This is a genomic window from Dyella sp., from assembly GCF_035685805.1.
GTDB lineage: Bacteria > Pseudomonadota > Gammaproteobacteria > Xanthomonadales > Rhodanobacteraceae > Dyella_A.
On record NZ_DASSAB010000013.1, the window covers coordinates 63273 to 82947 of the forward strand.

Annotated in this window: 20 protein-coding genes; 2 read left to right on the top strand and 18 right to left on the bottom strand. The window is 70.1% G+C overall.

Annotated elements, in window-relative coordinates; all coding sequences use genetic code 11:
• Position 1: 1 nt before the first annotated feature.
• From VFG40_RS02680 to queA, 13 genes are all read right to left on the bottom strand, one after another.
• Positions 2-988 carry a MinD/ParA family protein gene (locus VFG40_RS02680; RefSeq protein WP_324894618.1) on the bottom strand — a complete coding sequence of 329 codons (987 nt, stop codon included), beginning with the start codon at positions 986-988 and terminating at the stop codon, positions 2-4.
• A complete protein-coding gene (flhF, locus tag VFG40_RS02685; protein WP_324894620.1) occupies positions 985-2535 on the bottom strand; it encodes a flagellar biosynthesis GTPase FlhF in 1551 nt (516 codons plus the stop codon). The genes VFG40_RS02680 and flhF overlap by 4 nt, the downstream gene beginning before the upstream one ends.
• Entirely contained in the window at positions 2532-2729 is a 198-nt protein-coding gene (locus VFG40_RS02690) for a hypothetical protein (protein WP_324894622.1), read from the bottom strand. Before VFG40_RS02690 ends, flhF begins: the two co-directional genes overlap by 4 nt.
• Before the next feature lie 16 nt (positions 2730-2745).
• Complete coding sequence (flhA, locus tag VFG40_RS02695; protein ID WP_324894624.1) at positions 2746-4836, bottom strand: flagellar biosynthesis protein FlhA; 2091 nt, start codon at positions 4834-4836, stop codon at positions 2746-2748.
• A 42-nt stretch (positions 4837-4878) separates the two neighbouring features.
• Entirely contained in the window at positions 4879-6018 is a 1140-nt protein-coding gene (gene flhB / locus VFG40_RS02700) for a flagellar biosynthesis protein FlhB (RefSeq protein WP_324894626.1), read from the bottom strand.
• Between the two features lie 4 nt (positions 6019-6022).
• Positions 6023-6793 carry a flagellar biosynthetic protein FliR gene (gene fliR / locus VFG40_RS02705; RefSeq protein ID WP_324894628.1) on the bottom strand — a complete coding sequence of 257 codons (771 nt, stop codon included), beginning with the start codon at positions 6791-6793 and terminating at the stop codon, positions 6023-6025.
• Complete coding sequence (fliQ, locus tag VFG40_RS02710; protein WP_324894630.1) at positions 6790-7059, bottom strand: flagellar biosynthesis protein FliQ; 270 nt, start codon at positions 7057-7059, stop codon at positions 6790-6792. Before fliQ ends, fliR begins: the two co-directional genes overlap by 4 nt.
• A complete protein-coding gene (fliP, locus tag VFG40_RS02715) occupies positions 7056-7898 on the bottom strand; it encodes a flagellar type III secretion system pore protein FliP (protein WP_324894632.1) in 843 nt (280 codons plus the stop codon). The genes fliQ and fliP overlap by 4 nt, the downstream gene beginning before the upstream one ends.
• Positions 7895-8284 (bottom strand): flagellar biosynthetic protein FliO, encoded by a 390-nt coding sequence (fliO, locus tag VFG40_RS02720; protein WP_324894662.1) that lies wholly within the window; start codon positions 8282-8284, stop codon positions 7895-7897. Before fliO ends, fliP begins: the two co-directional genes overlap by 4 nt.
• Before the next feature lie 16 nt (positions 8285-8300).
• On the bottom strand, positions 8301-8624 hold the full coding sequence (gene fliN, locus VFG40_RS02725) for a flagellar motor switch protein FliN (RefSeq protein WP_324894634.1): 324 nt from the start codon (positions 8622-8624) through the stop codon (positions 8301-8303).
• Entirely contained in the window at positions 8621-9637 is a 1017-nt protein-coding gene (gene fliM, locus VFG40_RS02730; protein ID WP_324894636.1) for a flagellar motor switch protein FliM, read from the bottom strand. Before fliM ends, fliN begins: the two co-directional genes overlap by 4 nt.
• Before the next feature lie 16 nt (positions 9638-9653).
• A complete protein-coding gene (locus VFG40_RS02735; RefSeq protein WP_324894638.1) occupies positions 9654-10151 on the bottom strand; it encodes a flagellar basal body-associated FliL family protein in 498 nt (165 codons plus the stop codon).
• Positions 10152-10409: 258 nt separating this feature from the next.
• Complete coding sequence (gene queA, locus VFG40_RS02740) at positions 10410-11441, bottom strand: tRNA preQ1(34) S-adenosylmethionine ribosyltransferase-isomerase QueA (protein WP_324894640.1); 1032 nt, start codon at positions 11439-11441, stop codon at positions 10410-10412.
• A 333-nt stretch (positions 11442-11774) separates the two neighbouring features.
• Between queA and VFG40_RS02745 the strand changes: the two genes are divergently transcribed.
• Entirely contained in the window at positions 11775-13127 is a 1353-nt protein-coding gene (locus VFG40_RS02745; RefSeq protein ID WP_324894642.1) for an MATE family efflux transporter, read from the top strand.
• A gap of 149 nt (positions 13128-13276) precedes the next feature.
• Here the strand turns inward: VFG40_RS02745 and VFG40_RS02750 are convergent, their stop codons facing one another.
• From VFG40_RS02750 to VFG40_RS02770, 5 genes are read right to left on the bottom strand one after another with little or no spacing between them, the layout of a single operon-like run.
• A complete protein-coding gene (locus tag VFG40_RS02750; protein WP_324894644.1) occupies positions 13277-13879 on the bottom strand; it encodes a response regulator transcription factor in 603 nt (200 codons plus the stop codon).
• Positions 13876-15039, bottom strand: coding sequence for a sensor histidine kinase (locus VFG40_RS02755; protein ID WP_324894646.1), 1164 nt, complete (start codon positions 15037-15039; stop codon positions 13876-13878). Before VFG40_RS02755 ends, VFG40_RS02750 begins: the two co-directional genes overlap by 4 nt.
• Complete coding sequence (locus tag VFG40_RS02760) at positions 15036-16256, bottom strand: sensor histidine kinase (protein ID WP_324894648.1); 1221 nt, start codon at positions 16254-16256, stop codon at positions 15036-15038. The genes VFG40_RS02755 and VFG40_RS02760 overlap by 4 nt, the downstream gene beginning before the upstream one ends.
• Positions 16257-16297: 41 nt before the next feature.
• Positions 16298-17098 (bottom strand): ABC transporter permease, encoded by an 801-nt coding sequence (locus VFG40_RS02765; RefSeq protein WP_414649231.1) that lies wholly within the window; start codon positions 17096-17098, stop codon positions 16298-16300.
• Complete coding sequence (locus tag VFG40_RS02770; RefSeq protein WP_324894650.1) at positions 17098-18021, bottom strand: ABC transporter ATP-binding protein; 924 nt, start codon at positions 18019-18021, stop codon at positions 17098-17100. The genes VFG40_RS02765 and VFG40_RS02770 overlap by 1 nt, the downstream gene beginning before the upstream one ends.
• Before the next feature lie 292 nt (positions 18022-18313).
• Here VFG40_RS02770 and VFG40_RS02775 point away from each other — a divergent pair.
• Positions 18314-19675 (top strand): aminotransferase class III-fold pyridoxal phosphate-dependent enzyme (locus VFG40_RS02775; protein WP_324894652.1); only part of this gene is annotated, 1362 nt, incomplete at its 3' end.

Here is a 19675-nt window from a genome sequence, read left to right on the forward strand (position 1 = left end):
GTCACCACCCCGTCGCCGGTGCAGCCTGACCACTGAAGAATGCGATGCGGTCCAGACCCGGGCGATCGGGTTCTGCCCATGTATCGGCCGCACCGGCCAAAAGCTTGAATGCCTGTGCCGAACGGCTGCCCGGCGCCGCGTCCACCACCGCGCACTGGCGCCGGATGGCCTGGCGCAGGCGCTCGTCCTGCGGCACCCAGCCCATGAAATCGAGCATCACGTCGAGGAAGCGGTCGGTGACGCGGGCGAGCTTCTGGTGCAACGCCTTGGCCTCGCCCAGGTTGCGCACCATGTTCGCCACCATGTGGAACCGCTTCACGCCGAAGTCGCGGCGCAGCACCTTGGCCAGCGCGTAGGCGTCGGTGATCGAGGCCGGTTCGTCGCACACCACCAGCACCACGTCGTCGGCCGCGGCGGCGAACATCGCCACCGAGTCGGAGATGCCGGCGGCGGTGTCCACCAGCAGGAATTCCGGCGGCTGCGGCAGCTCGTCGAAGGCGCGGATCACCGCCGCCTGCTCGGTGTTGCCCATCTGCGCCAGCCGGCGCGTGCCGGAGCCGGCCGGGATCACGGTCAGCCCGTGCGGTGCCGGCAGCAGCAGGTCCTGCAGGCTGCACTGGCCATCGAGCATGTGGCCCAGGTGGCGCGAGGGCGCCAGGCCGAGCAGCACGTCGACGTTGGCCAGGCCCATGTCGGCATCCAGCAGCATGGTCTCGCGGCCCATCATGGCCAGCGTCATGCCGAGATTGACGGCGACCGTGGTCTTGCCCACGCCGCCCTTGCCGCCGCAGACGGTGATGGTGCGGCAGCGCCGCACGGGCGCGTGCCGCTGATCGAGATTGGCTGCCTGCGTCCCCACGCCGGTTCCGGGTGTGGTGATGCTGGTCATGGACGAAACCATCTGCTTGAGTCCCCAGGCCTGATTCATGGAAAGCGCGCGCTGATCCAGCGCGTCGGAAGAAAAGGTGTCCATCGAGAGCGAGCTCATGCGCTGGCCACCGCGAAACCGAAGCGCTCGGCGAGCATGCCGTCGTCCATCGGTGCGGCCGCCGTCTTGAGCACGTGCGCGGCGCGCAGCACCAGCACGCGGGCGTCGGCGATGGCGAGGTCCTCGGGCACGCGCTGGCCGTCGGTGGTGTAGTCCAGCGGCAGCCGATGGCGGATCAGCGCCGACAGCGCGCCGCCCAGGCTGGGCGCCTCGTCGAGCTTGGTCAGGATGCACGAGGCCGGCTCCAGCGGCATGTACGCGCGCACCGATTCCTCCAGCGCCTGCGACTGCGCGTTGGCCGCCAGCACCAGGCAGATGCGCAGTGCCACGCCGTCGGTGTGCGCCACTTCGTTGAGCACGTCCATCTGCTGCTCCAGCCGCGGATCGCTGCCGGACACGCCGGCGGTATCCACCAGCACGGTGTGCTTGCCCTTGAGCATCTCCAGCACCTGGCGCAGGCTCGCCGCGTCGTCGGCCGGATACACCCGCACGCCGAGCAGGCGGCCGTAATGCTCCAGCTGGGCGGCGGCGCCGATGCGGTAGTGATCGGTGCTGACCAGCGCCACGTTGGCTGCGCCGTGGCGCACCACGGCCCTCGCAGCGAGTTTTGCGATCGTCGTGGTCTTGCCCACGCCGGTGGGGCCGACCAGGGCGGTCACGCCGCCCTCGCCGTCCTGGCGCCCGCCGGTGGCGAGGCTGCGGCTGAGCATGCCCAGCGGCAGGTAGCGCGCCTGTTCGGCGTTGATCTGTTCGGGCAGGTCGTCGGCCAGCTGACGGGCCACGTCGGCGTCGATGCCCAGGCGGGTCATCTCGCGCAACACGCGGGCACGCAGCGGGTGGCGGCGCTCCATGTCGTTCCAGGCCAGGCTGGAGAGCTGCATCTCCAGCATCTCGCGCAGGCTGCCCAGCTCCGAGCGCATGCGGGCGGTGTCCTGCATCGCGCGCTCGATCGCCGGATGCATCGGCGCCTGCTCGGCCGGTGCCGGCGCATTCGCGGCTGCGGTGATTGCGGCAGCGGCGGGGATCGCCACCGGCGCGACCGGCCGAACCGGCGCCGCGGCGGCGACCGGCGTGGCGGGCTGAGCGGGCGCACGGGTCGACAATGGCAGCTCCATGCGGGCGGCGATGCGCGCGGCAGCGGCGGCGGCCACCGACTCGGGGATGCGGCCGGGCGCGACGTGGGCGGGGCTGGCGACCGGCGCAGGCTGCGCCGCGGCCACCGGCTCGGGCGCCGGCACCGGGGTCGGCTCGGCCTTCGGCGCGGGACGGCGCCACAGCCGCGAGGTGGCCGGCGCCGCCGGCGGTGCCGCTTCCGGCGCCGGTGTCGACACTTTGACTGCCGCCGCCGGCGCGCCGTCGCTTTCCGGCACCACGCCGTGGCGGGCGGCTTCGCGCACCAGCGCCTCGTCATAGTCGATGGCGGCGATGATCTCGATGCCGTCGTCGACGCGGCGGGTGGAGAGGATCACCGCATCCGGGCCCTGCTCCTCGCGCACTTCGCGCATCGCCTGGCGCATGTCCGCGGCGACGAAACGTTTGATCTTCATGCGTGCTTGCTCCGCGCGGTGGAACCGGACTGCGACGAGGCATGGCCGGCGTCGCGGCGCAGGTCACCGGGCTCGATCGAGAGCACGACGATGCCGGAGGCGTGGCCGGCGACGCGGCTCCACTCGCCTGCCGGCGTGCCCGCCGCGGCGTGCGGCCGGATCCCCTTGCGTGCCTCTCGCTTGATTGACTTCATCGCACCCACTCCTCGCTCAGCGTCCCAGCGCCTGCACCAGCCGTACCCGGCGGTTGTCCGGCACTTCGTTGTAAGCCAGTACGTGCAGGTTCTGTGCCACGTGGCGGGTGAAGCGTGCGAGCCAGGTGCGAAGTTGTGGCGCAACCAGCAGAACCGCGGGTTCGCCGCTCATTTCCTGCTTCTGGGCGGCCTCGGCCACGCCCTGCTGCAGGCGATCGGCCAGGCCCGGCTCCACCGCCGCGCCGGTGCCGCCGTTGCCCGACAGCGAGTTCATCAGGATCTGTTCCAGCTCCGGCGCCAGCGTGATGACGGGCACCTCGGTACCCAGCCCGATGATCTCCTGCACGATCTGCCGGCCGAGCGTCACGCGCACGGCGGCGGTGAGAATGCCGGGATCCTGACTCTGGCTGGCGTGCTCCGCCAACGATTCGACAATGGAGCGCATGTTGCGGATCGGCACCCGCTCGGCCAGCAGGTTCTGCAGCACCTTGACCACCGTGCCCAGCGCCAGGCGCTTGGGGACGAGGTCTTCGACCAGCTTGGGCGCGGTCTGCGAGAGGCGGTCCAGCAGCTGCTGCACGTCCTGGTGGCTGAGCAGCTCGTGCGCGTGGCTGCCCAGGATGTGCGACAGGTGGGTGGCGATCACCGTGGCCGGGTCGACCACCGTGTAGCCCAGCGACTGCGCGTTGTCGCGCTGGCCCTGCTCGATCCACACCGCCTCCAGCCCGAACGCCGGATCGCGCGTGGCGATGCCCTGCACCGGGCCGTGCACGTGGCCGGGGTTGATCGCCAGCAGGCGGTCGTTGTGCACCTCGGCCTCGCCCATGGGCACGCCCATCAGGGTGATGCGATAGGTGTTGGGGCCGAGATCGAGGTTGTCGCGGATGTGCACTGCCGGCACCAGGAAGCCCAGATCCTGCGACAGCTTGCGGCGCACCGACTTGATCCGGCCCATCAGCTCGCCGCCCTGGTGGGTGTCCACCAGCGGGATCAGCCGGTAGCCCACTTCCAGCCCCAGCGGATCGACGCTGGCGACATCTTCCCAGCCCAGTTCCAGGCGCTCGGACGGCGCTACCGGCGCCGGCAGTTCGGCGGCCTTCTGCGCCACCCGCTCGGCGGTCTCGCGCTCGCGCTTGATCATCAGCCATGCGCCGCCGCCGCAGGTGGCGCCCAGCAGCAGAAAGGCGATGTTCGGCATGCCGGGGATCATGCCCATCACGCCCAGCACGGCGCCGGCCACCGCCAGCGCGCGCGGCTGGCCGAAGATCTGCGACACCAGCTGCTTGCCCATGTCCTGCGACTTGGACACACGGGTGACGATCACCGCGGCGGCGATGGAGAGCATCAGCGAGGGCACCTGCGCCACCAGGCCATCGCCGATGGTGAGCAGGGTGTAGGTCTTGGCCGCCTCGCCCGCGGACAGGCCGTGCTGGAACACGCCGACGAAGAAGCCGCCGATGACGTTGATGAACAGGATCAGGATGCCGGCGGTGGCGTCGCCGCGGACGAACTTGGACGCACCGTCCATCGAGCCGTAGAAGTCCGCCTCCTCGCGCACTTCCTGGCGGCGCTCGCGCGCCTGTTCCTGGGTCAGCAGGCCGGCGTTGAGGTCGGCGTCGATCGCCATCTGCTTGCCGGGCATCGCGTCCAGGGTGAAGCGCGCGGTGACTTCGGACACGCGGGTGGCACCCTTGGTCACCACCACGAAGTTGATGATGGTGAGGATGGCGAACACCACGAAACCCACCGCGAAGTTGCCGCCGATGACGAACTCGCCGAACGCCTCGATCACCTTGCCGGCTGCCCCCGGGCCGTCGTGGCCGTGCAGCAGCACCACGCGGGTGGAGGCGATGTTGAGCGCCAGCCGCAGCAGCGTGGCCATCAGCACCACGGTCGGGAAGGCCGCGAACTCCAGCGGCCGCATCACGTAGATCACCGCCAGCAGGATCACCAGCGACAGCGCGATGTTGAAGCTGAACAGCATGTCCAGCAGGAACGGCGGCAGCGGCAGCATCAGCATCGCCAGCGCGGCGAGCAGGATCACCGGGGCACCAATGCCGCGGCGCCCGATCTGCTTGAGGTTTTCCAGTGCGCCGACAGCGGCCATCGCGTGTTCCCTTCAGGTGGCGCGACGCCGTTGCAGGCGCCGCTACAGCTTGTACGGACCCATCAGGTCCGGATCGATTTCCGGCTGCGGCGGCGGGGGCGGCGGTGTGTGACCGCTGGTGCCCGCCTGCTTGAGCTGGAATACGTAAGCGAGGATCTGCGCCACTGCGACGTACAGCGACGCGGGGATTTCCCGCCCCAGTTCCGTCGTTGCATACAAGGCGCGTGCCAACGGCGGCGACTCCACCAGCGGAATGCGGTGGCCGGCCGCCACGGAGCGGATCTGCAGGGCCATCACGTCCATGCCCTTGGCGATCACGCGGGGCGCGCCGAAGCGGTTTTCGTCGTACTTGAGCGCCACCGCGAAGTGGCTGGGATTGGTCACCACCACGTCGGCGGTGGGCAGGTCCTGCATCATCCGGCGGCGCGCCATTTGGTGCTGCACCTGGCGTATGCGGCCCTTGAGCTCGGGATTGCCCTCGGTTTCCTTGGACTCGTCCTTGAGCTCCTGCTTGCTCATGCGCTGCTTCTTGTTGTGGTCGAACTTCTGGTAAAGGGCATCAATGCCGCCGATCAGCCCCAGCATGCAGCCGAAGGTGAGCGCGGCGCGCCCGAGCAGGCTGATCGACTCGGCAATGCCGAAGGCCACCGATCCCCGCCCGGTCGTCAATAATTCGCCTTGCCAGTGACGTAAAAGCAGCACCAGCGCGAAGCCGATCAGCACCAGCTTGAGCAGCGCCTTGCCCAGCTCCACCAGCCCGCGCATGGCGAAGATCTTGCCGAAGCCGGCGATGGGGTCGAGCCGCTCGAACTTCGGCTGCAGCGCCTGCGCACTGAAGTTGAGTCCGCCCAGCAGGATCGGCGCGGCCAGCGTGGCCAGCACGGTGTAGATCGCCACCGGCGCGAACAGCGCCATCGCCTCGTTCACCGCCAGGTGCAGGGCGCGCCCGGGCAGCGCCTCGGAAAACAGCGCCTCGCGGCTGTAGCTCAGGCCCAGCGTGTAGATGTTCTGCGCGTGCTTCATCGCCGCCGGCGCGTTGGACATCAACGCGAACACGCCGGCCAGCACCACCAGGGCGCCGGAGAGATCACGCGATCGGGGAACGTCGCCCTTCTCGCGCGCCTCCTTGAGTCGTTTTTCTGATGGCTGTTCGGTTTTTTCCTCGTCGCTGTCGTCCGACATCGCCCTAGCCTCCGGCGAGATCGTGCATGAGCGACCAGGCGCTGTCGGTCAGCGACTCGAACGCGCCCGGCAGGCTGCGCAGCGACAGCCACAGCACCACGATGCCCAGCGACACCGTGATCGGAAAGCCCACTGCAAAGAGGTTCATCGAGGGCGCGGCGCGGCTGATCGCGGCAAAGCCGATGTTGACCACCAGCAGCGAGGTCACCGCCGGCAGCGCCACCCGCACGGCGCCGGAGAACAGGTGCACGCCGAACATCACGATGGCGTGCATCGCATTCGGCCCCATCAGTCCGCTGCCCGGCGGCAGCGTGCGGAAACTGTCTGCCAGCAGGGCCACCAGCTGCAGGTGGCCGTCCATCGCCAGAAAGATCAGCGTCACCATCACCATGTACAGCTGGCTGAGCACCGGCGTGCTGCCGCCGCCCTCGGGATTGACCACCTCGGAGAAGCCCAGGCTCATGCTCTGCGATACCAGCTGGCCGCCGAACGCCACCGCCTCGAACACCAGCTTGAGGATGAAACCGATCGACGCACCCACCAGCACCTGGCCGATCATGGTGGCCACGCCCTGCGCGCTCATCGGGTCGATGGTGGCCGGCGACAGCGGTGCCAGCACCACGGTGAGCACCAGCACGATCGCCACGCGAATGCGCGCCGGCAGGGTCGGGTTGCCGAAGATCGGCGCCACCATCACCAGCCCGCCGACCCGGCCCATCGCCCACAGCAGCGAACCCACCCACTGCTGCAGCTGGGACAGGTCCACCTCGGTCACTTGATCGCCCCCGGCAAGCCGGTGATCAGGTCGTGCGTGAAGCGCACCAGCGTGCGCAGCATCCACGGCCCCGTGATCAGCGCCACCGCCGCCATGGCGATCAGCTTGGGGATGAAGCTTAGGGTCATTTCGTTGATCTGCGTGGCCGCCTGGATCACGCCGATCAGCAGGCCCACAGCCAGCGCGGTGAGCAGCAGCGGCGCGGCCACCAGCATGGCGATGTACAGCGCGTGCTGGCCGAACTGGATGACGGACTCGGGCGTCATGTGTAGAAGCTCCCCGCCAGCGTGCCGATCAGCAGGGTCCACCCGTCGACCAGCACGAACAGCATGATCTTGAACGGCAGCGAGATGATCATCGGCGAGACCATCATCATGCCCATCGACATCAGCACGCTGGCCACCACCAGATCGATGATCAGGAACGGGATGAACAGCAGGAAGCCCATCTGGAACGCGGTCTTCAGCTCGCTGGTGACAAACGCGGGCATCGCCACGCGCAGCGGCACGTCGGCCTTGCTGGCGTAGGGCTTCTCGTTGGCCAGGTGGGTGAACATCTGCAGGTCCGCATCGCGGGTCTGGTCGAGCATGAAGCGCTTGAACGGGGCGGTGGCCGCGGGCAGCGCCTGCTCGGCGGTGAGCGTGCCGTCCATGTACGGCTTCACGCCGTCGGCGTAGGCGGTGTTGAGCACCGGCGACATCACGAACAGGGTCAGGAACAGCGCCAGCCCCAGCAGCACCTGGTTGGGCGGCGTGGACTGCGTGCCCAGCGCCTGGCGCAGGAAGCCGAGCACGATGATGATGCGGGTGAACGAGGTCATCATCAGCAGCACCGCCGGCAGCAGCGTCAGCACCGTCATCAGTGCCAGCACCTGCAGCGAGAGGGTCCAGCTCTGGCCGCCGCCGGGGGCGCTCTTCACCGTCAGTACGGGAATGCCGGCGCCGGAGCTCGGCAGCGAGGCGGGCATCGACATCGCCGGGGCAGTGGCTGCCGGCGGCGGTGCGGCGGCGGATTGCGGCGCGGCGTGCCCGAGCACCGGCAGCAATGCCAGGATCAGCAGCAGCGCGAGGCGCGAGAGTTCGAAGCGGGGGCGCAGCAGGGTCATGGCGTGCGCTTCCAGCGGGCCAGCAGTTCGCCGAAGGCCGGCACGGGGGCGGCCGGCGGCGGTGCGTCGTGGGCGGTATCGATCTCGCCGTTGTAGACGTGCAGGGTGCGCATGCCGCCCTGCCCCACGCCGACCAGCAGGCGCTTGCCGTTGGCCTCGATCAGCAGCACGCGGTCGCGCGCGCCGATGGCCAGCGTTTCCACGCAGCGGATGCGCCGGCCACCCGGCGTGGCGCGGCCGGCCAGGCGCTTGCTCAGCCAGCCGGCGGCGAAGATCAGCGCGATGATGCCGGCCAGGCTGAGCACCACGCGCACCAGCTCGGCGCCGACGTTGATCTCCGGCGCGGCGGCGGCAGCCGGGGCGGCCAGGGCGAGAACGGTGAGCATGTCGGTCACGTCCGGCTCAGCGCAGCTTGCGCACGCGCTCGGCGGGGCTGATCACGTCGGTCAGGCGGATGCCGAACTTCTCGTTGATCACCACCACCTCGCCGTGGGCGACCAGGGTGCCGTTGACGAACACGTCCAGCGGCTCGCCGGCGGCGCGGTCCAGTTCCACCACCGAGCCCTGGTTGAGCTGCAGCAGGTTGCGGATGCTGATGTGGGTACGGCCGACTTCCATCGCCAGCGTGACCGGCACGTCCAGGATCATGTCCAGGTTGACGTCCTGGCCGTCGAGATGTTCCAGCGGGGCCCGTTCGGCGTGGGCAGCTTCGGGTGTGGCGCTCATGAGTGGGTCTGCTCCGTGGAGAATTCGCTGTTGAGGCGCGCTTCGCGGCGGCCGGCGTGGGTTTGGTAACGGATGGCCTTGTGGCCGTTGGCCTGGCCGTAGCGGCCGCGGAAGATCGGCACGTCCTCGGCGAACACCGTGGTGAGCTCGGGCATCTGCACCGGGATCACGTCACCGGGCCGCAGCTGAAGGAAGTCGCCGATGGTCACCTGGGTTTCCAGCAGCAGCGAGGTCAGCTCCACCTCGGCGTCGAGCAGCTCCTCGCGGAGGTTCTCGGCCCAGCGGTCGTCACGGTCGACGCGGTCGCTCTGCACGCCGGCGTCCAGCAGCGCGCGGATCGGCTCCACCATGGCGTACGGCAGGGTCAGGTGGATCTCGCCGCCACCGCCATCGAGCTCCACGTGGAAGCGCGACACCACCACCGTCTCGGTGGGGCTGACGATGTTGGCGAACTGCGGGTTGATCTCCGAATTGAGGTACTCGAACTCCAGCGGCAGCACCGGCGCCCAGGCCTCGGTCATGGCCTTGAACAGCTCCGTCAGCAGGATCTGGATCACGCGGTTCTCGGTGGGCGTGAAGTCGCGGCCCTCGATGCGCGCATGGAAGCGCCCGTCGCCACCGAAGAAGTTGTCGATCACCGTGAACACCAGGCGCGGCTCGAACACCGCCAGCGCGGTGCCGCGCAGCGGCTTGATGCGCACCAGGTTGAGGTTGCTCGGCACCGCCAGCCCGTGCACGTATTCGGCGAACTTGACCATCTTCACGCCCAGCACCGAGACCTCGCAGGTCTTGCGCAGCACGCTGAACACGCCGGTGCGGAAGTACCGGGCGAAGCGGTCGTTGACCATCTCCAGCGTGGGCAGGCGGCCGCGCACGATGCGGTCCTGCTGGGTGAAGTCGTACTGCAGCACCGCGTTGGGATCGAGCGGCTCGTCGGCGCCGGTTTCCACCGCGCCGCCTTCGACGCCGTCGAGCAGGGCGTCGATTTCATCCTGGGAAAGCAGGTCGCTCATGGCCGGACTCCCGCGCTCACTGCATCACGAAGCTGGTGAAATACAGCGCGTCGATGCCGGGCTTGCCGGTACGCTCGCTGATGATTTTCTGCACCGCGGCCAGCGCCTGCGCCTGCAGCTTCTGCTTGCCGGCGGCATCGATCAGGCCGGCGTAGCTCTGCCCGCTGAAGAGCATCAGCAGCTCGTTGCGGATCACCGGCTGGGCCTCCTTGACGGTTTCCAGCGCGGCGGCGTCGTGGCTCATCACGGTGACGCCCACCTGCAGGTAGCGCACCGACTCGTCGTCACGGAAATTGACCACGAACGCCGGCTCCAGCGGCAGGAAGAACTCGGCTTTCTTTTCCGGCGCGGCCTTGGCCGCCTCGTCCGCGGGCGCCTTCTTGCCACCGAACACGGCGTACGCGCCAGCGCCGGCGCCCAGCAGCAGCACCACGGCAATGATGGCGATCAGCCGCCCCCGCTTGGGGCCCGGCTTGGGCGCGGTGACGGTCAGATCCAGCTCGTCGTTTTCCATGAAACCCTCAGTCGAAGCACGTGACAGGCCCGGCGCCGCGCAATGGCGGGCTCGGCTGAGGGGTCTTTAGCAAGCGCCATGCCACGGCGTGCAGGCGGCGTCACAACGGCGCCGCGGCGGGATGCAGAGGCCAGGCCGACGGCTGCCGCCACGGCGGCGGCAGTTTCTTGACGCGCGTCGGATCTCCCGCGTGTCGGCTTCGCGACGGCCCGCCGCGTCGCCGCAGCAACGGCGCCGGCGAACCGGCGCGGCGGCGGATCAGGCGCCGTGCGGCAGGATCAGCATGGCGTCGCCGTAGGAGAAGAACCGGTAGCGCTGCGCCACCGCGTGGCGATACGCCTCGAGCATGAACTCGCGCCCGGCCAGGGCCGACACCAGCATCAGCAGGGTCGACTGCGGCAGGTGGAAGTTGGTGATCAGCGCGTCGACGCTGGAAAACTTGTAGCCGGGGAAGATGAAGATCTGGGTTTCGCCGGCGAACGGGCGCAGCACGCCGTCGACGGTGGCGCTCTCCAGCGCCCGCACCACCGTGGTACCCACCGCGATCACGCGGCCGCCGGCGGCGCGGGTGCGGCGGATCTGTTCCACCAGGTGCGCCCCGACGTTGAGCCACTCGCGGTGCATGTGGTGGTCGGCGATGTTGTCTGCGCGCACCGGCTGGAACGTGCCCGCGCCCACGTGCAGCGTGACGTAGCCGAACTGCACGCCACCCTCGCGCAGCCGCTCGAGCAGCGGCTCGTCGAAGTGCAGGCCCGCCGTGGGCGCGGCCACCGCACCGGGTTCGCGCGCGTACACGGTCTGGTAGCGCTCCATGTCGCTGGCTTCGGCGCCGCGCTCGATATACGGCGGCAGCGGCATCTCGCCCAGTTTCAGCAGCAGCTTCTCCAGCGGTTCGGGCGACTCGAAGCGCAGCCGGAAGAAGCCCTCGTCGCGCCCCAGCACCACGGCGTGGCTGCCGTCGGCCAAGGCGATGCGCCCGCCCTCTTTCGGCTTCTTGCTCACGCCCAGCTGCACCGTGGCCTCGTGCGCGCCGGTGACGCGCTCGATCAGGATCTCCACCGCGCCACCGCTGTCCTTGCGCCCGTAGAGCCGCGCCGGCAGCACGCGGGTGTCGTTGAACACCAGCAGGTCGCCCGGCCGCAGGAAATCGGGCAGCTCGCGGAACAGGCGGTCTTGGCGGGTGCCTGCAGCGGCGTCGAGCAGCAGCAGCCGGCTGGCCGAACGCTCCGGCAGCGGCGACTGGGCAATCAGTTCGGGGGGCAGGTCGAAGTCGAAATCGGTCTTCTTCACGGGCGACGGCTGCTGGAGAGGGGTCGGCGATTATCGCCGATCTGGCGCGGCGACTCGCCCGTCGCGGGTTTTCAGGGCCGGCATCCCGCCTCGGCGCTCTCGGCAGCGTGTGGGCAAGAGCGGCCGGCGCCTGTGCGTGGGTGGGGCGGCTGCAACAGGCGGCGGTCGCCGACAAACAGGCCGGGTGCAGCGATCGCAGAGCTCGGGTCCCAACGCCGCGACCGCCACCGCGGCCCGCTCCACGCCGGGACGAGGTGGCCGGCGGGCACGTCCCAGCCGCGCGCCACCTCGGCGGCAGGATGGGAGAATGCCCGGATGCCAAGGGACCTACCGATGCCGTCACTGCGCCAGGGCTGGGCGCACCGCGCCACGCACGTCCGGGTCTGGCGCCTCGCCGCGCCGATGATCGCGTCCAACCTCACCGTGCCACTGGTGACGCTGGTGGACAGCGTGATGGCCGGGCACCTGGCGCACGCGGGCCAGCTCGGTGCGGTGGCGGTGGGCAGCGCGATCTACAGCCTGCCGATCTGGATCTTCGGTTTCCTGCGCATGGGCACGATCGGTTTTGCGGCGCAGGCCAGCGGCCGTGCGGACGGCGACGCGCTGCGCCGCCTGCTGGTGCAGGCCCTGCTGCTGGCGGTCGGGCTGGCCGGCGCCACCGTGCTGCTGGCGTGGCCGCTGCTCGGCCCGCTGCTGCACCTGATGAAGCCGTCGACCACGCTCGATGGACTCACCCGCACCTACCTGCACGTGCGCCTGGTGGGGCTGCCGGCAGCACTGGCCAATGCGGCGCTGATCGGCTGGTTCCTCGGCATGCACAACGCGGGCATGGCGCTGCGGGTAACGGTGGTGACCAACGTGGTGAACATCGCGCTCAACGGGGTGTTCGTGCTCGGCCTGCATGCGGGCGTGCTCGGCATCGCGGCTTCGTCGGTGTGCGGCGAGTGGATCGGCACGCTGGTCGGGCTGACCGGCATTGCCGCGCAGCTGCGGCGCTACCCGGGCCGGCTGCCGTCGCACGCGCTGCGTCGCTGGGCGAGCTGGCGCCCGCTGATGGCCGTGAACCGCGACATCCTGATCCGCAGCCTTGCACTGCAGGGCGTGTTCTTCGCCGTCACCGTACTGGGCACGCGGCTGGGCGACAGCGTGGTCGCGGCAAACGCGCTGCTGCTCAACGGCCTGCTGCTTGCGGCATTTGCGCTGGACGGGCTGGCCAACGCGGTGGAGGCGCTCGCCGGCCACGCCGTGGGTGCGCGAGACCGCGTCGCACTGCGCCGCGCGCTGGTGGTGGCCGGCGGCTGGTCGCTGATCGGCAGCGCGCTGTTTGCGCTGTGCTTTGGCATGGCGGGACGGCTGTTCGTCGACCTGCAGACCGACATCACCCCGGTGCGCGAGATCGCCTACGGCTACCTGGCCTACCTCACCGCGCTGCCGCTGGTCGGCGTGTGGAGCTATCTGTACGACGGCTTGTTCGTCGGCGCCACCCGCGCCCGGGAAATGCGCGACGCGATGCTGGTCGCTGGCGTGGCTTTCGTCGTACTCGCGTTTGCATTGCGGGGATGGGGGAACCACGGCCTGTGGCTGGCCTTCCTCGGCTTCATGCTGGTGCGCGCAGGCACCATGGCGTGGATGGCCCGGCGGATCAGCCGGCGTGACGGCTGGATGGGCGCGCGGGCCGGCGGTTGATCCGACGCGGCGGGCGTCGCCCGCGCCGTGGCTGCGCAGCACGCCGCCCTGAAACACCCTCAGGTACGCCCCAATCGCCACGGGGAGAACGCCCGCCCTCGACGCTGGCCGGAAGCCCGGGCCAAGGCGCGCATGCCCGTCGACACCGCCTACAGCCAGCCCTTCTGCCGCGCCAGCCGATAGGCCTCGATGCGATTGGCCACGCCGAGCTTGCCGATCGCCTCGGACAGGTAGTTGCGCACGGTGCCGTGCGACAGGCTGAGCTGGGTGGCGATGTCGGCGGCGCTCTGTCCCTCGCCGGCCAGGCGCAGCACCTGGCGTTCGCGGTCGTTCAGCGGGTCGGCCTCGGACCAGGCATCCAGCGCCAGCTGCGGATCGATCGAGCGGCCGCCGCGGTGGACCATGCGCAGCGCCTCGGCCAGGTTTTCCGCCGGCGCGTCCTTGAGCAGGTAGCCGGACACGCCCGCCTCCAGCGCGCGGCGCAGGAAGCCGGGCCGGGCGAAGGTGGTGACGATGATCACCTTGATCGGCAGCTCCTGCCGGTCGATGCGCTGGGCCAGCTCCAGTCCGGTGAGGCCGGGCATCTCGATGTCGGTAACCAGCACGTCGGGCTTGAGGCGCTGCAGCTCGCGCCAGGCTGCCTCGCCGTCGGCGGCGCTGCCGAGCACCTCGATGTCGCTTTCCAGGTTGAGCAGCGCGAACAGCGCGCCGCGCACCATCGCCTGGTCCTCGGCCAGCAGCACGCGGATCATGCGGCGCTCTCGATGGCCCGCGGCGCAGCGCGGTCGATCGCCAGCGGCACGCACAGCTCCAGCGCGGTGCCCCTGCGCGGCGGCGAGTCGATGCTGAGCGTGCCGCCCAGCGCGCGCACGCGTTCGCGCATGCCGCTGACGCCGTTGCCGTGCGCGGCCAGTCCGCCGCATCCGTTGTCGCTGATCCGCATCCTGAGTTCGCCTTGCTCGCTGGAAATGTCGATGCGCGCCTCGGTCGCGCGCGCATGCCGATGAATATTCGTCACCGCCTCGCGCAGCACCAGCGCCAGTGGCGCCTCGACCGCATGGGGCATCGGTGCCAGGTTGTCGCAGCCGGCGCAGCCGAGCACGATGCCGGAGGCCTCCAGCATCAGCCGCGCCGAGAGCAGTTCGGCGGCCAGATCGCCGCGGCGCATGCCGGTGACCGCCGCGCGTACCTCGCCCAGCGCATGGCGGGCGACGCGCTCCACCTCCTCCATCTCGCGCTGCGCCGAAGGCGGGTCGCGAAGCGCCAGCTTGCGCGCCAGTTCGGACTTGAGCGCCACCAGCGACAGCGTGTGGCCGAGCAGGTCGTGCAGGTCGCGCCCGATGCGCTCGCGCTCGGCCAGCGTCGCCAGCCGGCGTACCTCGTCCTGCGACAGCCGCAGGGCGGCATCGCGGCGCACGCCGCGGATGTAGATCAGGTTGCCGAACCCGCCGAACACCGCGGCCAGCGGCATCGCCAGCAGCATGCTCTGCGGGGTGCCGGTGAAGGCCACCATGGCGGCAGTCGCGGCGAAGCCTGCGATGGTCGTGCCGATCCACGCCCGCGGCGACGGATGCAGGCCCATGGTGACGCCCGCGACGATCAGGTAGATCACCGCGCCCTGGTTGAACGGTGCGAGCGCCAGCGCGGTGAGCACCAGCCCGGCGGCATGCAGCGGCATCCGGCGCACCGGCCGGATGTACATGCACACGTAGAAGCCCAGGTACGGCACCAGCGACAGCACAGTGGCCGGCAGCCAGTAGTGCTCAGAGCCGGCGACCATCGGAAACTTGACCAGCGCAACGATCGAAAACACCTGCAGGCCCGCCTGCCAGCGCAGGTACAGCGGCGAGCGCAGCTGGCCCAGCAGCGACTGCGGATGGGGCCGGAACAGCCGATGAAACCAGGCGCTCACGCCGCACTCCGGCCAGTGGCGTCCAGCGCAGGCACAGGCGCAACGGCGCGCACGCTCTCGCGCAGCGCAGCGTGAGCCAGCGAAGCCGACGGCACGGTGGTGCGCACCCGCAGGCAGGTGCCGCGGCCTGCCGGGGAGTCGATCTGCAGCGTCCCGCCGAGCCCGTTCACGCGCTCGCGCATGCCGGCCAGTCCATTGCCCTCCAGCACCAGCCCGCCGCGGCCGTTGTCGGCCACCTCGAGCAGCACGTCGGCCGCTTCGATTGACAGCGCGATCCGCGCCTGGCTGGCGCGGGCGTGGCGCACGATGTTGGTCGACGCCTCGCGGATCACCAGCGCCAGCGCACGCTCGACCTGCTCGGGCAACTGCAGCGCCGGCAGCTGGTAATCCAGATGCACGCCCGACGCGCCCAGCAGCAGCCGGGCGGAGGCCAGCTCGGCAGCCAGGTCGGTGGCGCGGATGCCGGTGACCGCCGCGCGCACCTCGGCCAGCGCGTGGCGCGCCACGGCCTCGGCCTCGCTCATCTCGCGGCGGGCGGCCTCACTGTCGCGATCGAACAGCTTGCGCGACAGCTCCAGCTTCAGCGTGATCAGCGACAGCGTGTGGCCGAGCAGGTCGTGCAGGTCGCGGCCGATGCGTTCGCGCTCGGCGGTGGCGGCAAGTCGGCGCACCTCGTCGTGCGACAGGCGCAGCTCCGCATCCTTCTCCTCGCTGGTGCGCTCGGCGTTGACGACCAGGCCGATGATCAGCGTGACGATGGGAATGGTGAAGGTGGCCTGCCACGGGTAGTGCAGCAGCCACGCCTCGCCCAGCAGCGCGACATTGAGGCCCAGCAGCGTGAGCAGGTAGCCACGCAGGCGCATGCTGCACACGCGCAGCATCACGCAGCCGAACACGAAGTAGGTCATGCCGCTGGGGTACCAGGGCAGCATCGCCATGCACAGCGCCACCATGGCGAAGGCGTAGTTGCGCGAAACGCGCCGCGATGCCACGCAGCACATCGCGTAGAGCCACAGGAACAACGGGTACGAGGCGAGCGTCAGCGCAACCCAGCGCAGGTTCCACGAGTCGCGATCGAACACCGGGGTGATGAACAGCCAGGCGGTCCACAGCAGGTGCACCGCATCGACCCACGGCGACTTGCCCTTGGCGATGCTCTGCGCGACCAGCGAGTCGGGGGCCGGGCGCATCCACGGGGGCAGGCTCAGGAAACGCATGGCTCGGGTCCGCTCGGCGCGACGTGCAGTGGCTGGAACCATCAGCCTAACCGCCGCAGCCGGCGCGTCGCCAGCGCCAGGAACACCGCCGCGAAACCGGCCAGCGCCAGCACGTGACCCAGCAGCGGCCCCTTGCCCATGCCGACCGCGGCGAGCGTGAGCTGGTTGAGGTGGTAGCTCGGCCACACCGGTGCCAGCGACTGCAGGAACTTCGGCAGCATCGACAGCGGCAGCCACAGGCCGGACAGGAACGCCATCGGCAGGTAGACCAGGTTGAGCAGGCCGGGGGCGCCCTGGCCCTTGATCAGCGTGCCCACGAACATGCCCAGCGCGCAGAACGGCAGCACGCCGAACGCCCCGGTGGCCAGCATCGCCCCCATCCGCAGCGGCGACAGCGTGACGCCGCCCAGGGTCAGCCCGATCGCCAGCAACAGCACCACCACGAGGCTGGCGCAGACCATTGCCATCACCATCTTGCCCAGCAGGTAGGCGCCCGGCGGCATCGGCAGCGCCCGCTTCAGGGTGAGCAACCCACCGTCGCGCTCGAGCGCCAGCGAGGTGCCGAAGCCGAACAGGCCGGGGCCGATCACGCCGAAGGTGGTGTAGCTGGCCAGCAGGTAGCGCGACGCGTCGGAGCCGGGATGGTTCAGCAGCACGCCGAACATCAGGTAGAAGACGGTGGAGAACAGCGTCATCGGCAGCACGAACGACGGCGCGCGCAGGTAGCGCAGGCACTCGCTGCGGATCTCGGCAAGGTAGGCGCCAAGCACCCGGCGCGGCGCCATCGGCACGCTGGCGCCGGGCCCGCGGGTGGTGGGCAGGGGGGTGGCGGAGAGGTTCATCAGGCGGCTTCCTTGGTCACGGCGGTATCGGTGCGAGTCAGCGCGCTGAACGCTTCGGCCAGGCCGGCGCGACGCACTTCCAGTTCGGACAGCGCGCTGTCCGCGTCGAGCAGGCGGCGCAGCACCGGCTCGGCCACCGCCGTGGTCACGACCAGCCGGCTGCCTTCGCGCACGGCATCGGCCACGCCGCTCCAGCGGGCGATGGCTGCTTCGTCCAGATCGCTGATGCAGCGGATGCGGGTGAGCGCCACATGGGCGCGCAGGTCGTCGACGCTGCCTTCGGTGAGCACGCGGCCGCGGTCGATCACCACCACGCGCTGGGCCAGCGCCTCGGCCTCCTCCAGGTAGTGCGTGGTGAGCACCACGGCGCATCCTTGCGCCACCACCGTGCGCATGGCGGCCCACAGCCGCTCGCGCGCGTCGATGTCCATGCCGACGGTGGGCTCGTCCAGAAACAGCAGTTCGGGCCGGCCGCACAGCGCCAGGGCGAACTGCACCCGCCGCTGCTGGCCGCCGGAAAGCTTGCCGTAGGGGCGCTTGAGCAGGTCGGTGACGCCGGCCAGTTCGGCGCTCTCGGCCAAAGGCCGTGGATCGGGGTAGTAGCTGGCGGTGAGGCGCAGCAGCTCGCTCACGGTCAGCGTCGCCGGCAGCACGGCGGACTGCAGCATCACGCCGATGCGCCGACGCGCCTCCGCCCGCTGCGGGTCGGTGCCAAACAATGTGGCCTGCCCCGCCTGCGGGCGGATCAGCCCCAGCAGCAGCGCCACGCTGGTGCTCTTGCCGGCCCCGTTGGGGCCCAGCAGCGCCAGCAGTTCGCCCGGGCGCACGGCCAGGTCCAGCCGATCCAGCGCGGTGACGGCGCCGTAGCGCAGGGTGACTCCGGCCAGGGCAGCGACGGGTACGGGGGTAGCGGGGACGTTCATTCAGGCCTCCTCGATGTGAGGCAACCGTAGGCTCCACAAGGGCTTGCGGCCACTCGCGGCCATCACGCATCGCGCCTGACAGCCGTCATGCGGGGTACCGGGAAAGTCGCCCGCGCGCTATCCTCGGGGGATGCCTGAAGCCCGTCAGCCCTTATGCGGCGGTGCATCAGACGGCCTGCGGGCCTGCGGGAAGGCGCTCCGGCGACGGTGCAGCGGTCCCGCCCACATCAGCCATCCGTCGGCCTGCTTCGCGTTGGGAGCGAGGCGCCGGCGGAAGACGAGGAGGAGCGTTATGCACGTCATTGAACAGTTGCGCGAACTGCGCGAATTCGGCGGCAAGCCGCGGACCACCGGCCTGGACGATGCCAGCATCGAGCGCATGGCCGCCGTCGACCCGATGCTCGGCCAGGTGGTCTCCGACGCGCTGGCGCGCCACCGCGAGTTGCGCGCCGACCTGGCCGACTTCCTGAAGCTGGACGAGAGCGAGCAGCTCGACCAGGCGCAGGCCGGCTACGTCAATTTCTACCCGGACGACGCGATCAACCCCTACCTGCCGGCCGCCGCACGCGGCCCGTGGATCGTCACCTTGAAGGGCGCGGTGATCCACGACAACGGCGGCTACGGCATGCTCGGCTTCGGCCACAACGAGCCGGCCATCCTGGAGGCGATGAGCCGTCCGCAGGTGATGGCCAACGTGATGACCCCGAGCGTGGCGCAGCTGCGCATGAACGAGGCGCTGCGCAAGGAAATCGGCCGCAACCGCGGCGGCTTCCCGTTCTCGCGCCTGCTGTGCCTGAACTCGGGTTCGGAAGCGGTAAGCCTGGCCGGCCGCTTCGCTGACGTGAACACCAAGCTGATGACCGACGAAGGCGGACCGCACGCGGGCCGCAAGATCCGTCGCATCGCCGTGCGTGGCGCCTTCCACGGCCGCACCGAGCTGCCGGCGCTGTACTCGGATTCCACCCGCAAGACCTACCTGGCCCACCTGGGCAGCTTCAAGTACCACAACGACCAGTTGCTGATCGTCGAGCCGTACAGCGTGGACAGCCTCAAGCAGGCGTTCGCCGAGGCGGACAAGCAGGGCTGGCACATCGAGGCGATGTTCCTCGAACCGGTGATGGGCGAAGGCGACCCGGGCCGCGCAGTGACGCCGGAGTTCTACGCCGCCGCGCGCGAGCTGACCAAGGCGCACGGCACGCTGCTGCTGGTGGACTCGATCCAGGCCGGCCTGCGCGCCCACGGCGTGCTGTCGATCGTCGACTACCCGGGCTTCGAAGGCATGGAAGCGCCGGACATGGAAACCTACTCCAAGGCGCTCAACGGCGGCCAGTACCCGCTGTCGGTGCTCGCGGTGAACGAGCGCGCCGCGGCCCTGTACCGCAAGGGCGTGTACGGCAACACCATGACCACCAACCCGCGCGCGCTCGACATCGCCGCCACGGTGCTGGGCGCGCTGACCCCGGAGCTGCGCGCCAACATCCGCACCCGCGGCCAGGAGTGCGTGGACAAGCTCGGCAAGCTCAAGGACGAGCTCGGCGGCCTGATCTCCAAGGTCCAGGGCACCGGCCTGCTGTTCTCGTGCGAGCTCGCGTCGGGCTTCAAGTGCTACGGCGGCGGCTCGACCGAGGAGTTCATGCGCGAGCACGGCATGGGC

Bases quoted from the DNA above. Each gene is read 5' to 3' on its own strand.
- VFG40_RS02680 (WP_324894618.1), bottom strand. From the start codon at position 988: ATGAGCTCGCTCTCGATGGACACCTTTTCTTCCGACGCGCTGGATCAG.
- flhF (WP_324894620.1), bottom strand. From the start codon at position 2,535: ATGAAGATCAAACGTTTCGTCGCCGCGGACATGCGCCAGGCGATGCGC.
- VFG40_RS02690 (WP_324894622.1), bottom strand. From the start codon at position 2,729: ATGAAGTCAATCAAGCGAGAGGCACGCAAGGGGATCCGGCCGCACGCC.
- flhA (WP_324894624.1), bottom strand. From the start codon at position 4,836: ATGGCCGCTGTCGGCGCACTGGAAAACCTCAAGCAGATCGGGCGCCGC.
- flhB (WP_324894626.1), bottom strand. From the start codon at position 6,018: ATGTCGGACGACAGCGACGAGGAAAAAACCGAACAGCCATCAGAAAAA.
- fliQ (WP_324894630.1), bottom strand. From the start codon at position 7,059: ATGACGCCCGAGTCCGTCATCCAGTTCGGCCAGCACGCGCTGTACATC.
- fliP (WP_324894632.1), bottom strand. From the start codon at position 7,898: ATGACCCTGCTGCGCCCCCGCTTCGAACTCTCGCGCCTCGCGCTGCTG.
- fliO (WP_324894662.1), bottom strand. From the start codon at position 8,284: ATGCTCACCGTTCTCGCCCTGGCCGCCCCGGCTGCCGCCGCCGCGCCG.
- fliN (WP_324894634.1), bottom strand. From the start codon at position 8,624: ATGAGCGCCACACCCGAAGCTGCCCACGCCGAACGGGCCCCGCTGGAA.
- fliM (WP_324894636.1), bottom strand. From the start codon at position 9,637: ATGAGCGACCTGCTTTCCCAGGATGAAATCGACGCCCTGCTCGACGGC.
- VFG40_RS02735 (WP_324894638.1), bottom strand. From the start codon at position 10,151: ATGGAAAACGACGAGCTGGATCTGACCGTCACCGCGCCCAAGCCGGGC.
- VFG40_RS02745 (WP_324894642.1), top strand. From the start codon at position 11,775: ATGCCGTCACTGCGCCAGGGCTGGGCGCACCGCGCCACGCACGTCCGG.
- VFG40_RS02750 (WP_324894644.1), bottom strand. From the start codon at position 13,879: ATGATCCGCGTGCTGCTGGCCGAGGACCAGGCGATGGTGCGCGGCGCG.
- VFG40_RS02760 (WP_324894648.1), bottom strand. From the start codon at position 16,256: ATGCGTTTCCTGAGCCTGCCCCCGTGGATGCGCCCGGCCCCCGACTCG.
- VFG40_RS02765 (WP_414649231.1), bottom strand. From the start codon at position 17,098: ATGAACCTCTCCGCCACCCCCCTGCCCACCACCCGCGGGCCCGGCGCC.
- VFG40_RS02770 (WP_324894650.1), bottom strand. From the start codon at position 18,021: ATGAACGTCCCCGCTACCCCCGTACCCGTCGCTGCCCTGGCCGGAGTC.